The 13,849-nt window shown below is 38.7% G+C and carries 15 protein-coding genes and 1 pseudogene; 7 read left to right on the top strand and 9 right to left on the bottom strand.

The genetic code is table 11. The features are described 5' to 3' along the window. The first annotated feature begins 245 nt into the window (after positions 1–245). The 3 genes from ydfG (at position 246) to BHE89_RS19680 (ending at position 1,743) form a co-directional block, all read left to right on the top strand. Positions 246–995: a bifunctional NADP-dependent 3-hydroxy acid dehydrogenase/3-hydroxypropionate dehydrogenase YdfG gene (gene ydfG, locus BHE89_RS19690; RefSeq protein WP_069369201.1), complete on the top strand. Its 750-nt coding sequence runs from the start codon at positions 246–248 to the stop codon at positions 993–995. A gap of 100 nt (positions 996–1,095) precedes the next feature. Continuing rightward, positions 1,096–1,452, top strand: a complete 357-nt coding sequence (locus tag BHE89_RS19685; RefSeq protein WP_069369202.1) for a DUF1283 family protein — start codon at positions 1,096–1,098, stop codon at positions 1,450–1,452. 54 nt (positions 1,453–1,506) lie between these two features. Next, positions 1,507–1,743, top strand: coding sequence for a DUF1161 domain-containing protein (locus BHE89_RS19680; protein ID WP_069369203.1), 237 nt, complete (start codon positions 1,507–1,509; stop codon positions 1,741–1,743). A gap of 299 nt (positions 1,744–2,042) precedes the next feature. Here the strand turns inward: BHE89_RS19680 and bioD are convergent, their stop codons facing one another. The 3 genes from bioD to BHE89_RS19665 form a co-directional block, all read right to left on the bottom strand. Further along, complete coding sequence (gene bioD, locus BHE89_RS19675) at positions 2,043–2,714, bottom strand: dethiobiotin synthase (RefSeq protein ID WP_069369204.1); 672 nt, start codon at positions 2,712–2,714, stop codon at positions 2,043–2,045. A gap of 267 nt (positions 2,715–2,981) precedes the next feature. After that, on the bottom strand, positions 2,982–4,193 hold the full coding sequence (gene mlc / locus BHE89_RS19670) for a sugar metabolism global transcriptional regulator Mlc (RefSeq protein ID WP_069369205.1): 1,212 nt from the start codon (positions 4,191–4,193) through the stop codon (positions 2,982–2,984). Between the two features lie 128 nt (positions 4,194–4,321). Continuing rightward, entirely contained in the window at positions 4,322–5,236 is a 915-nt protein-coding gene (locus BHE89_RS19665) for a LysR family transcriptional regulator (protein WP_069369206.1), read from the bottom strand. 155 nt (positions 5,237–5,391) lie between these two features. Between BHE89_RS19665 and BHE89_RS19660 the strand changes: the two genes are divergently transcribed. Continuing rightward, complete coding sequence (locus BHE89_RS19660; protein ID WP_128860744.1) at positions 5,392–6,648, top strand: MFS transporter; 1,257 nt, start codon at positions 5,392–5,394, stop codon at positions 6,646–6,648. A gap of 301 nt (positions 6,649–6,949) precedes the next feature. Here the strand turns inward: BHE89_RS19660 and flgG are convergent. The 6 genes and pseudogenes from flgG to flgB form a co-directional block, all read right to left on the bottom strand. Continuing rightward, positions 6,950–7,627, bottom strand: a pseudogene (flgG, locus tag BHE89_RS19655) (flagellar basal-body rod protein FlgG); the annotation flags it as partial. Between the two features lie 19 nt (positions 7,628–7,646). Further along, positions 7,647–8,402: a flagellar basal body rod protein FlgF gene (locus tag BHE89_RS19650; RefSeq protein ID WP_069367472.1), complete on the bottom strand. Its 756-nt coding sequence runs from the start codon at positions 8,400–8,402 to the stop codon at positions 7,647–7,649. 21 nt (positions 8,403–8,423) lie between these two features. Then, positions 8,424–9,644 carry a flagellar hook protein FlgE gene (gene flgE, locus BHE89_RS19645; RefSeq protein WP_069367471.1) on the bottom strand — a complete coding sequence of 407 codons (1,221 nt, stop codon included), beginning with the start codon at positions 9,642–9,644 and terminating at the stop codon, positions 8,424–8,426. Between the two features lie 27 nt (positions 9,645–9,671). After that, positions 9,672–10,502: a flagellar hook assembly protein FlgD gene (locus BHE89_RS19640; protein WP_069367470.1), complete on the bottom strand. Its 831-nt coding sequence runs from the start codon at positions 10,500–10,502 to the stop codon at positions 9,672–9,674. Positions 10,503–10,514: 12 nt separating this feature from the next. Beyond that, positions 10,515–10,919 carry a flagellar basal body rod protein FlgC gene (gene flgC, locus BHE89_RS19635; RefSeq protein WP_069367469.1) on the bottom strand — a complete coding sequence of 135 codons (405 nt, stop codon included), beginning with the start codon at positions 10,917–10,919 and terminating at the stop codon, positions 10,515–10,517. Between the two features lie 10 nt (positions 10,920–10,929). Next, positions 10,930–11,340, bottom strand: a complete 411-nt coding sequence (gene flgB, locus BHE89_RS19630) for a flagellar basal body rod protein FlgB (protein WP_069367468.1) — start codon at positions 11,338–11,340, stop codon at positions 10,930–10,932. Between the two features lie 209 nt (positions 11,341–11,549). On the opposite strand from flgB, the gene flgA reads away from it, so the two are divergent. From flgA to BHE89_RS19615, 3 genes are all read left to right on the top strand, one after another. Then, positions 11,550–12,206 carry a flagellar basal body P-ring formation chaperone FlgA gene (gene flgA, locus BHE89_RS19625; RefSeq protein WP_069367467.1) on the top strand — a complete coding sequence of 219 codons (657 nt, stop codon included), beginning with the start codon at positions 11,550–11,552 and terminating at the stop codon, positions 12,204–12,206. Between the two features lie 276 nt (positions 12,207–12,482). Continuing rightward, complete coding sequence (flgM, locus tag BHE89_RS19620; protein ID WP_069367466.1) at positions 12,483–12,782, top strand: flagellar biosynthesis anti-sigma factor FlgM; 300 nt, start codon at positions 12,483–12,485, stop codon at positions 12,780–12,782. Between the two features lie 16 nt (positions 12,783–12,798). Continuing rightward, on the top strand, positions 12,799–13,236 hold the full coding sequence (locus BHE89_RS19615) for a flagella synthesis protein FlgN (RefSeq protein ID WP_069367465.1): 438 nt from the start codon (positions 12,799–12,801) through the stop codon (positions 13,234–13,236). Positions 13,237–13,849: the final 613 nt, after the last annotated feature.

Below are 13,849 nucleotides of genomic sequence, written 5' to 3'. Positions count from 1 at the left end.
TAGTTTATTCATTTACCGTGATGCCAAGATTTACCATCTTATTTTAATAAGCAACCAATGTATAGCCACCATCTTTTTCGCTCAGTTAAAAAACCAAATACAGGTTACGATTAAAGATAAAAATCTTTCATATAAGCAAAGAAGCTTATTTTTAGCCTGATTTATCACAAAGCCGAGTTTTAAACTTGACTCTTTCTAGTGATGGCCTTTTACTTTTAATTATTATAACTATCGAGGGGAATTAAATGATTATTTTTATCACGGGTGCTTCCGCTGGCTTTGGTGAAGCCATCGCTCGTCATTTTATCAGTCATGGACACAAAGTTATTGGCACTGCTCGTCGTTTAGATAAACTTAATAATTTACATAAAGAGCTAGGTGAGCAATTTTATCCACTTCAGTTAGATGTGACAGATAAAAAAGCAGTCAGTGAAATTTACACACAATTACCTGAGAAATGGCGTGAAATTGATGTATTAGTCAATAATGCAGGCTTAGCGCTAGGTTTAAACACCGCCGATAAAGCCGACCTTGATGACTGGGATACGATGATCGAGACAAATAATAAAGGTCTGGTTCATATCACCCGCGCTATCCTTCCTTTTATGGTTGAACGAAATAAAGGCCATATTATTAATATCAGCTCAACAGCAGCTTCTTGGCCTTATATGGGCGGTAACGTTTATGGTGCAACTAAAGCGTTTGTTAAGCAATTTAGTTTAGGGTTACGGGCCGATCTCCAAGGTAAAAAAGTCCGCGTGACCGACATTGAACCGGGTCTTGTTGGTGGTACAGAATTTTCATTGGTTCGTTTTAAAGGTGATAGTGATAAAGTTGAGCAAACTTATGCTAATGCAAATGCGTTAACACCTGAAGATGTGGCAGAGGCGGTATATTGGACAGCAACATTACCTGCTCATGTCAATATCAACACCTTAGAAATGATGCCTGTAAGTCAGTCATTTGCAGGGTTAAGTGTTCATCGTCAAAACTAAACGCACTGAAAACACATTTTTTATTAAGGTATCAGCTATAATTGTTAAGATATAATAGCCATTGATAGCAATAGCGACATAACTTTAAAGGATAGCAACCATGATAAATACGCTCACTAAGAAACAAGTCATGAGAACCATGGTATTCTCCTTATTTCTTGGTTTATCCGTGTCTTCTTTTTCTTCTGTTGCCACTTCAACGAATGTAACCATTAATGGCAATGGCTATGACAATGTCTTAGATAAAGAACAAGCTCGACAAATGAAAGAAGACTGGGATCAAAAACGCGAACTTCGTACCCAAATCAATCAGCGGGAAAAAATTGAATTTAATAAAATAGATAAAGCCATCGATGAGCGAGATGCTTGCCTAAAAAGCACAAATATCTATGCATATTGGGAGCCAGAAACTCGTCGTTGTTTAGACAGTAATACAGGTCGCCCTATTAACCCGTAAGAAAATAGTGTAAAACAGTGATGTTTTACTCCATAAAAGCAAGGAGAGAATGATATGAAAAAATATGTATTTGCAATAATGGCCACACTAGTTGCGTTTGCACCTTTAGCCGCAAACGCGGGTTGTGATGAAGTCGTTGAATCTATTCAACAAAAAATTGTTAATAATGGTGTGCCAGCCGCTAATTTTACTTTAACTGTTGTTGAAAATGACCAAGTTGCACAAACAGAAGGCAAAGTTGTCGGAACTTGTGAAAATGATAGCAAGAAAATCATCTATACTCGTCATTAATATATAGTTGATAAAATCATGTCATCAAAAAAGGGCGCAATATTAGCGCCCTTTTCTTTTCCATTATTTATCAATCACGGCTCTTCTAGTTTAAAAATATGTTATTTATTGCATTCTATCTATCTTATTTAGCCCTAATTTTTTGTGCTATTTTTATCATTAGTTATACTTGAGGCTAAAACTGAAAAAATAAAAACACCCAATGAATTTACTCATCAGGCGTTTAAAAGTAACAAGTTTGGTATCGTTTAAAAACAGATAGCAATCCACTTCGTTACTTAACTTCTTTATATTCTCTCTTAAGCAGGTACAGGGATTTCTAACTGACTTAAATCGAGGTAACAAGAGAGATCACGTTCTTCAGGACGTAATAAATACGGGATTTCGCCAATCAGCGGTGCAGGAATATGCTGAGACAGCCTTTCCACAATTTTCGCGTAATAAGGTAATCCTGGGTTTATTCTGTTCGCAACCCAACCTACTAATTTTACACCATCGTTAATAATAGATTGCGCCGTTAATATTGAGTGATTAACACAGCCTGGTTGAATACCAACAACCAAAACAACTGGGATTTGTTCTTTTACCACCCAATCAGAATAAAAGGTATTATCATCGAGCAGATAACGCCAACCACCATTCCCCTCGATAACAACACACTCTGCTTTTTTACTTAAATTATTGAGCTCATTTGAAATTTTATTAAAATCAATTTCATTTTCGCTAACATAACAATTATCAAGCAAAATAGGATTAATTTCGTCGTAGCGAACTTCAACAGGCGATGAATTATGAATAATCATAGCATCACGATTACGTTCACCATCAACCGTTTCATGCAATTCTGTTGCAATAGGCTTATAACCCACTGCCGTTGACCCGCCACGATTTAATGACTGAAGAAGTGCTCGGGTTACAACAGTTTTACCCACGTTGGTATCTGTCCCCGTAACAAAAAAGCGTGTTAACATATAATTTACTTCCGTTATGACAGATAAATCAGGTTCATAAAAAATGACAGAGATTAGAGTTTAGGGTAACACTGTTTCTGGTGGCTTGAGATAGCTCAATTTTTTAGTTAATTGGTCAAAAATAGAGAATTCGTTAATGATCAATTGACGCATTTACGCTTGAAAAACACTTTTGTTACGGTTTTTTTACTTAATTTAGTGCGTATCAATCTTTGATGATCATGCATATTCAAATTAAAAATATTTTAGATAAGACTAAGTCTTTCTCTAGCCTTGCATCAACTCAATTAATAAAGAGCCATTGTAGAGGGCTTCTTTTACGAGCGAAGCCGCAGGCAGTGTTCCTTTGTTTCTTAATTCAGTTTCTTCAATAATTAAAGACTGAGCATAACGTGGCATGACATGGTGTTGAACTTGTTTCAAAAGCAAAGGGAAAAAAATGGATTTTGCCCGACAAAGCGGTGAACCAATTAATATTTTTTGCGGATTAAAGATATTAATCATGACTGCCAAAATAAAACCTAATCGCTGAGCGACTAAATTAACAATTTCAAGCGCTGGCTTATCGCCAACCAATATCGCATCACACAATGTTTCAACGGTAATTGGATATTTGTTTAGCAACGAAGTGGGATCTTCTTTAGCTAATAATTGAGCTTTCTTAATTAATTGAGGAATCGCAATTTCTGTTTCTAAACACCCTTTTGCCCCGCAATAACAGTTATTTTGAGAATCGATAACTTTTGTGTGTCCGATTTCAATGGCGCTATGACTGTTAGAATGTAACGTTTTTCCGTTATTTATCACGCCAGCACCCACAATATCATCAATAACAATTTGCAGAACATCTGACGTATTTTTTGCCGCACCATATAAAGACTCGGCCATTGTCCATGCGGTTACACTATGTTGTAAAAATACAGAAACCCCTGTTTTTTCATGGAGTTTATCGGCAAGTGGAATATCTTTAATATCATAATAAGGTGAGCTATAAATAACGCCACTAATGGGATCAACAATAGCATTTATTGTAATACTAATTGCCGTCAATCTTTCAACATGAGATTGATAACGCTCGAAGAATTTATCAATTGCAGCTAAAAAGTGATTAAGAAACTCATCACTGTATTCTTTGGGAAAATCGAACGTATCTTCAGTAACCAGTTTGCTGTCTAATTCTCTTAAACTAAAAAGCAAACTACCTTTATTGACCCGAATACAGAGAAATTGCCAGCCTTGGCTTTCTAATTTTAATCCAACAGCAGGTCTGCCACGAAATCCTACATCTGGGAACTCTGTTTCATGGATAAGGTGCGCTTCAACTAATTCTCGCGTGATCTTAGTAATACTTGCCGGCGCAAGCTCTGCCTTTTTTGATAATGAAATACGAGAAATGGGGCCATGTTCATCAATCAATCGAAAGACTGTACCAAGATTAAATTGTTTTACGTGATCGATGTGGCTAGGTTGGTTCCCCATTGAGTGTATCCTTAATTAAAGAGCCATAATTAATTCGAGGCTCCAAATAATTCATTACCGATTATGTCGTCAAATTGTGATAATTGTACAATACTTACATAAAAAGCGTGATCAAAAACACAGATAAATCAAGATTTTTGGTGATCTAAGATATTTTTTAGCAGCAATTGCGTTAATCGATTCGCCGCGGCTGGAATAGCCCGTTTATTATGTGAAACTAACCATACTTCAGAGAACGCCTGAGAATTTGCAAAGTGCAGATAATGCACCCCATCAACTTTCATTCGCGTAAATGATTTTGTCACAATAGAAATTCCAAGCCCAGCTGCAACTAACCCTAAGATTGTCATTGCCTCACCCGCTTCTTGCGCGATTGTTGGCGTAATTCCAGACAAACTAAGCAGTTGAATAATTTCATCATAAAGTGCGGTACCAACATCTCTTTCAAAAAAAACAAAAGGATATTGCCCAATATCTTGAATATTAACGCCTGTTTCTTTGTAAGCAAGCAGAGGGTGTCCCTCATAAACCGCCAAAATAAAAGGCTCTCGAAACAACAGCTGGTGGTGCAAATTTTCCGGTAATGTCGTGTTTCGCATGATCCCCAGATCAATTCTCCCCGTCAGTAACGGCGATATCTGTTGTTTTGTATTCATTTGATGCATATGAATACCCACTTCTGGGTAATTTTCTCTAAACTGTCGCAAACTTAAAGTCACTAAATGCATAAAAGGTGTTGTTGAAGTAAAACCAATTGAAATTTCACCTAACTCGCCTTTTTCCATTCTAGCTGCACGCGTTGCGGCTGCGTTGACCTGCGCCATAATTTGATACGACTCTTTTAAAAACATTTGTCCTGCGGGTGTTAATGAAACAGTTCGGTTAGTTCGCTCTAAAAGCCGAGCGCCTATTTCTCTTTCAAGTGATTGTATTTGTTGACTTAAAGGTGGCTGAGAAATATTTAATCTTTCAGCCGCTTTACCAAAGTGAAGCTCCTCTGCAACGGCAATAAAGTAGCGTAAATGCCTAAGTTCAATATTCATATTTCTCTCATATTATTATTGATATTTTAAAAGTCTTATTTCTAATGATTAATATATTAGACAAAAAAATCAAATATTTCTAACATTGACATAAATCAAATTTAAGTAATGGAAGTTAATCAAAATGGACTACTCATGAAATAGACAGTAAAAATATGAGCTTAGGCACTGATATTTCAGACAATACATCTAGTATAGAAAAGCCTGCTCAACACCAATCTAACCCTAAACACTATATTCAACGTGATGATGCACTGTATATAAAAGTGACAGTGTCATTTTTTATGGTTGGTTTAGCGACATTTGCCTTACTCTATTTTGTGCAACCCATATTGCCAGTATTATCTAACGAATTTTCTGTCAGCCCTGCAACCAGTAGTTTAGCGCTTTCACTTTCAACCGCTTTAATGGCATGTGGATTATTAATTACAGGTCCACTTTCAGATGCCTTTGGTCGTAAAAATGTCATGGTTATCGCACTATTTTGCGCTGCATTTTTTACATTATTAAGTGCGACCATGAATAGTTGGACAGGTATTTTAATTACACGAGCTTTAGTTGGACTTTCACTAAGTGGCGTTGCAGCAGTGGCAATGACCTATTTAAGTGAAGAAATTCACCCTGCTTATCTCGCATTATCAATGGGTTTATATATTAGTGGGAACTCGATTGGAGGAATGAGCGGACGTGTTATTACAGGGGTATTAAGTGATTATTACTCTTGGCGTTTATCTGTTGTTATTCTGGGTATTTTTGCCCTTTTTGCTGCGATTACTTTCTGGAAAATATTACCTGCTTCACAGCACTTTAGACCGACCGCATTAAAACCTCGTAATCTTCTGATTACCACTAAATTGCATTTTAGAGATAAGGGGTTGCCTTTGTTATTTATTGAAGGTGGTTTATTAATGGGCGGTTTTGTCACTTTATTTAACTATATAGGCTACCGTTTATTAGATGCTCCCTATTCATTAAGTCAAACGACTGTGGGTCTGATTTCTATCGTCTATTTAAGTGGTACTTATAGTGCATCTAAAGCAGGTTTATTAACCACTAAATACGGGTTAGGTAAAGTCTTCATTGCTGGGATCTCAATGATGTTAATTGGCATATTGATTACTTTGATTGAATCACTACCTTTTATTTTTATTGGGATGCTTATTTTAACGACGGGGTTCTTTGCTGCACATGCAGTCGCAAGCAGTTGGGTAGGCCGTCGAGCTAAACGAGGAAAAGCCCAAGCCTCTTCACTTTATCTTTTTACTTACTATGCGGGATCTAGCCTTGCAGGCACCGTGGGTGGATTATTTTGGGTGAGTTTCGGTTGGCTTGGTGTCGGACTATTTATTGCCTTATTAATGACTTTTGCGCTTTTAATTGCATTGCGCTTAAACAGTACGCTTATAAATTAATTACCGACATCAATAAAAATTGATAGCCAGTTGATAATTAATAATATTGATTGCATTTTTCTCCTTTTTTAAGATGGCAATGACAAACCAACTATAAAGGAGAAAGATAATGAATTATTTTAAAAAGCTACTTATGACACTTTCTATTTCTCTTGTTTTACTCTCAACAACAGCTATCGCTTCTTCAGAATGTCCACCGACACATCCTAATTGTGGCGATGATGTATGGGTACAAAATCAATAAACACGGTATTTTTGATATTGTTGACTTGGAGTTTATTAACTAAAACTAGTCAAGTGGCACGTTAACGTTAGAGGTTTCAACATATCCCTGATACAACAAGCCTGCGCCGTTAATACCCGGGGCATTTTCAGTCGGTGCGCCAGAACTTGCGGTTTCTAAATACAAGTTTTCACCGACACTTTCTAATCCGCTGTCATTAATAAAGGTTGTTAGTGTCAATTGACCCACTTGTTGTGGTGCAGGATCACCTTCAATCTCAACACTGACAGTACCATCACGACCAATCATGACCTTTTTAGCCGTTTCAGGCAGAATAATTGCTGGAACGACTTGAAAACCACTCGTTGTCACTAATTGCCCATTTTGATCCATTTGAAAAGAACCATCACGAGTATAAGCATCGGTACCATCAGGTAACTGAACATGGAAAAAACCTTGTCCTTTAATTGCTACATCACGCGTACCGTTTGTTTGAGCCAAGTTACCTTGACTATGTAAACGCTCAGTAGCAACAGGACGAACACCTGTACCAATTTGTAAACCTGACGGCGCATTCGTCTGTTCTGATGTCATCGCACCCGGTTGACGAATAGTTTGATACAGTAAATCTTCGAAAACCGCACGCTGGCGTTTAAAACCATTGGTGCTGACGTTTGCGAGGTTGTTGGAAATCACATCCATGTTTGTCTGTTGTGCATCCAACCCAGTTTTAGCAATCCATAAAGAACGGATCATGGTTTTCCCCTTACACTATTTAACTCATTGATAGCAATTGGTTAGCTCGTTGCGCGTTATCATCAGCGCTATGAATAACCTTCATTTGCATTTCGAAACGTCTTGCGTTTGCTATCATATCGACCATGGCTTCTGCTGGATTGACATTACTGCCTTCTAACACACCAGCTAATACCTTCACGCTATCATCTGCGGGTAATTCCTCACCCGCACGCGCAGTTCCTTTCGGTGATAAATGAAATAAACCATCATCGCCACGGACTAAATCGTTTTGCTCTGGTTTTACCATTTTCAAGCGACCAATTTGACCCAACATTTTTGGAGGATCAGTAGGTACATGCGCCGTCACAATACCGTTATTGGCAATACTGACATTGGCTTGAGCAGGTACTTCAATTGCACCGTTATCGCCCATTAACAAACGTCCTTGTACCATCAACATGCCGTCAGCGTTACGTTGGATATTCCCATTTCGGGTATAGGCTTCAGTACCATCTTCAAGTTGAACCGCTAAATAGCCGTTATCACTTAATGCAACGTCCATTGATCTGCCGGTATAGTTCATCGTTCCTTGACGCTGATCGCTACCTGGCGTTGAAGCGACCGTTAATGTACGAGTCGGCAAGGTATCGCCATTGACAGGTACGGCTCGCATTGCACTAAGCTGCGCTTTGAATCCTGGCGTTGATGCGTTTGCTAAGTTGTTCGCCACGACAGCTTGATTTTCCATCGAGTGTCTGGCGCCGCCCATCGCGGTATAAATCACATGATCCATAACAGATTATTTCCGGCGTTATTAGCGCAAGCTAACCAGAGTCTGCAGGATCTGATCCTGAGTCTTAATGGTTTGTGCGTTTGATTGATAGTTACGTTGAGCAACGATCATATTGACTAACTCTTGGCTCATATCCACGTTAGACGCTTCTAATGCGTTATTGGTTAATTTGCCGAATACACCAGAGCCTGCGACACCCACGATTGGTGAACCTGAACCATTAGTTTCAGACCACATGTTGTCGCCTTGTGAGCTTAAGCCGCCTGGATTTGCAAAGCTAGCGAGGGCGATTTGACCAACAACTTGGCTTTGTTGGTTTGAGTAAGTCGCCATGATTGAACCATCTTGCTCAATACGGAAGTTGGTGAATTCACCCGCTTGGTAACCGTTTTGCGCTAATTTAGACACGCTTGATTCAGAGACTTTTTGTTGAGTACTGCCTGTAAAGTTCATCGCCATATTCATTGGCTGTGAACCTTTATAAGCGAGGGTGGTGAAATTATTAATACTGGTTGCAGTCTCGTCTAATACACCATTATCTTTATAAACGAGCTTACCTAAATTTTGAGCAGCATCACCCGTAGTTGTGTCTTGGGCATGAACTTCCCATTCATTATCTTTGGTTTTCACAAAGAATAAGTTCAAGTTATGTTCATTACCTAAGCTATCATAAGTGGTAACGTTGGTGCTGAAGTTATAAGAGTCGTTATCTTTAGGATCAAACGCATGGGTCGTTTGGTCAATTGGCTCTTCAGCAGAGTTCAAGTTAACCGTCATATCCATTTTATCTGTTGCGCTAGCGTTCATCATGTCGGTAGGAATAACGATAGGTGCTGGCGTTGCGCCTTTTTGAACCACGTTTTTACCATCAACATTTTGTACTGGATAACCTGTTACACGCATACCTTGCATGTTCGTTAGGAAACCATTTTTATCTTTTCCAAATTCACCATTACGTGAATAGAAAACGCCACCGTTTTGGTCTTCAATACGGAAAAAACCACCGCCAGAAATCGCCACATCAGTTGGGCGGTTAGTGGTTGTGATACTGCCATCTTTAAAGTTTTGGCTAATGCCTGCAACTTTCACACCCAGACCTGCACCTGAACCTGCAAAAACGTCTGCAAAAGAAACTGTTGCACCTTTAAAGCCGTAGGTTGCGGAGTTGGAAATATTGTTACCGATAGTATCTAAGTTAGCGGCTGCTGCGTTTAAACCACTTACTGCTTGTGAAAAGGACATGCGCCCTCCAAGTTGAATATGTGTTAGTTAAAGAACCTGACGAATTTCATCCAATGAAACGGTATTACCTAAGCCAACATCAAGGCGGGCACCACCATCCACCATGGACACACTATTCACCAGCGCATAATTCAGTGTCTTAACAGGGACCTGAGCATCATTAAGCGTGGCGTTAACGGTAAATTTATAACTGCCTGGTGGAACAGGATTGTCATCTTCATCAGTACAATCCCAAGAGAAGTTATAAACATCCGGTAGCATCTTTTTGTCCATTTTGATTGTACGAACGGTAGCACCACTGGCATTAGTGATGTTTATCGTAAGAGAATCGGTTGGACTGAGTAATTCAAAACCAAAAGGTGTTGAAAATAGGTGTTCATCGCTAGGCGCGGTTGGGTCAGTATCTTCTGCTTTATACATTCCCATTTGCTGGCGCGTTTTTTCATTTTGAGTATCAGGTGTTTGAATTGTGTCATCCCCATCACTGGATTTTTCAGCCTCACCTTTACCGTCGGTTGGCTGAAAGACAACAATTTTATTCCCAGAGACCATAACGCCACGGCCAACGAGAGAAGAAGCGCGCAACGCCTGACTTTGATCAATCTGCCCAACAATGTTATTCACTGTTTTATTCAGCGTTTCAATGCCTTCAACCGTTGAAATTTGTGCCAACTGGGAAGTTAACTCATTGTTTTGCATTGGATTTGTTGGGTCTTGATTTTTCATCTGGGTGATGAGAAGTGTCAGGAAATTCCCTTTAATATCCTCACTACCACTTTTTTTCGTATGGTATGAAGAAGGAGCATCCCCGATAATGGTATTATCATAAGGTTCATTCATTGAGGAGGAAATACCCACAATTTATTCTCCCTATTGACCTATCATCAGTGTTTTTTGCATCAGTGATTTTGCCGTGTTCATCACTTCGACGTTAGCTTGGTAGCTTCTTGATGCAGAGATGGTATTAATCATTTCACCCACGACATCAACATTCGGCATACGTACATACCCTTTTTCATCAGCGAAAGGATGCCCCGGCTGATATTCCATACGAAAAGGTGCTGGATCATCCACCACTTCAGTGACACGAACACCACCGACTTCTTGACCAGCAGGTGCGTTTACCTGAAAAACAACCTGTTTTGCACGATAAGGGTCACCATCTGGACCCGCAACACTGTCAGCGTTTGCCATATTGCTGGCACTCACGTTTAAACGCTGTGATTGCGCTGAAAGTGCTGAACTTGAAATATCGAAAATACTAAATAAAGACATGTTCTTTACCTTACTGTTGCAATACAGCCATCATGCTTTTAACTTGCGAGTTAATAAATGTCACATCAGCCTGATACTTAAGGCTATTGTCAGCAAAATTACTACGTTCCATATCCATATCCACGGTATTACCATCCATCGCCGTTTGGTGAGGCACGCGATACAGTAAGTCCGCTTCTAAGCGATAACCGGGTTTGATCGGGATATGGCGTTCTGATGTCATCGTCAATTGCATGCCATGACTACCAGCACGTCCGTTTTCAATGGTTTTCTTCAATTCAGCAGCAAAATCAATATCACGAGCCTGAAAACCTGGGGTATCTGCGTTAGCGATATTCGCAGCGAGAATTTCTTGGCGTTTATTGCGTATTGAGAGCGCTTCTTGTTGAAAATGAAACGTATTTTCTAATTTATCGAGCATCTTCTATCCTTGGTGGCTAAGCCACTTACCTCAGCTGATAAAACAATTTCAGTTGACAGAATAAACGCTCAAAAAAAAGATGATTGGAGGAATAGGCGTAAATTGGATTGCTATTTATGCGTTTAAGGTGTGTAAAGTCGATGTACACTGTTATTGCTAAATAATGACAAACGCACAATTAGCATCAACTCTGTAAGGTGATACAAATTATGTTAGTTAGAACTCTTATCGGTCTATTTTCTTTTTTCTTTATGGTGAATGTGAGTATCGCGAAATCACTCCCTGAAGAACTACAAGATTTCTTTGTCGCACTACATCAACAAGGCGATAAAGTGACGGTGACAGTTTTAACGCCTGAAGAAAAATGGCCAGTCTGCCAAACGCAAGCGATCCAACGTCATGCAGGCTCTCGTAATTGGGGGCGTCTTTCAATCCCAATTCAGTGTGATAAACAGCGTCGTTTTATTCAAATTGATGTTAGCGTGAATGGTAAATACTTAATCGCAAAAAAAGACATTAACCGTGATGATATTATTGAAACATCTGCCGTTAGCATGACAACGGGCGACTTAGAAAAATTACCTTACGATGTGTTACGTGATCCCGCATTAATTAATAATGCAATCGCAATGCGACAAATATCTGCAGGAAAGCCTTTAACCTCGACAATGATTCGTCGCCCTTGGGCTATTTTAGCAGGACAAACAGTCACCGTATTTGCACAAGGTCCTCACTTTCAGATCCGTTATGAAGGTAAAGCAATAAACAATGCTGTTGCCAATGAAACCATTCGAGTCAGAGTAAAATCAGGTCAAATTGTCACCGGTGAAGCGCTTGAAAATGGCTCAGTTCGCATTCCTCTTTGATAGATAAAAAACTGATAAGCAGAATAAGCCTAGATTGAATTGCTTGTTACCCGTTTCAGTTATGGCAAACCAAGGTAAACTTTCTTGCGTTATATTTTTGCTCTAAATAATTTAAGTTTGTAGCCAATAACACTACAGCTTAAAGTATGACGACTAAAATTAAAGTTTTTGATTTCACAGCCGATATAAAGAACCAAGATGATAGGCGAAAACACATAGGTTGTTTTACAATGGCTTCATCTGACTATTAATTGATGCCTAACAAAGGATTTTCCTATGAGTATTGAACGCGCGAATCCACTACTTCCGATTACCGCAATTACACAACGTAACCCGAGTGAAATCACTCAGGGCTCTCGTAAATCGGGAACGACTGAACAAAAAACGGCAACGGGTGACACTTCTGTAAAACTGAGTGAAGCGCAGAAAAAACTTGTTCAACCAGGAAACAAAGACATTAACGTTGAGAAAGTTGCTCGCTTAAAAGAAGCAATTGCCAACGGAACATTAACCATGGACAGCGGTAAAATTGCGGATGCTCTTTTCCGTGAAGCTGCTGAAAGCATAACTCAATAATATTTTAATGATTATGATGGAAGAACTTCGCCAGACTTTAGATCTTCAATTATCACAGCTTAATACCATTGCGGGTATTTTACGTGCTGAACAACAGTTATTATGTGCAGGCAATATTGATATCAATGCCCTACACGAAGTCACTGAACAGAAGAATTTTGTCTTATCGGCTTTAGGTCATACAGACCAACAACGTCATACGCTAAGCCTACAAGCCGGTGTAGAAAAACCTTATACAGGGTTACCGTTCCTATCTGATTTATGGACACAGATAGTAGACATCACGGCGGAGTTAAGATATCTGAATCAACATAACGGGTTACTGCTCGATCAACATATCTCTCGCAATAGTGATGCGATCCGTTTTTTGCAGAAGAACCACAGTCCAACCCTTTATGGTTCTGATGGACAAGCACAGCGTTCAACACTGGCTGGGCGTAAAATTCAGGTTTAGATGTTCTCGGCAATGATCAGGATTACACGATACGCACGCCATCAATTATGATGCGCTATATTTTATCACACACAAACAATTATTTTACGCCAATAAAATCTGTTTTTTCTTAATAAACTCAATGGATTTTACTTATCACTTTATCTTGATTTGCAGTGTGAATATTAATAATACTTCCTCGGTTTATCCTAATTTTATCGTCAACATCATTACCAACAGAATGAATTTTCCCATTTAAATCAACACGATCATCAATATTCAAATTTACTAATGAAAAAATATTAACGAGATTAGCATCCTCTTTTTGAAAGACATTTTTTTACTTTAAAATCGATATCGGAATGCTCAAATCGCATATTGCCTTTATTAATAAAATCACCCTCAGATAATTCAACATCTAAATTTGTCTTATATACAGTAAATTTTGCACCCTTATTATTTGAAAAAAATAGTTGATTTAATTCTTGAATGCGTTTTTAGTGTTTATTTCATATTTTTCTTTAATATCAAACATCGTAAGAAGAGGAAGAATACGGCCAGTCTGTATATTTATTTCTTTAAAATTTTTAAACATTGCATTAGATTCTAGTGTAAAACGTCCTACATTAATAAC

Source organism: Shigella sp. FC1967 (genome assembly GCF_001743005.1).
Classification (GTDB): domain Bacteria; phylum Pseudomonadota; class Gammaproteobacteria; order Enterobacterales; family Enterobacteriaceae; genus Proteus.
This window is presented reverse-complemented; position numbering and strand designations above follow the sequence as displayed.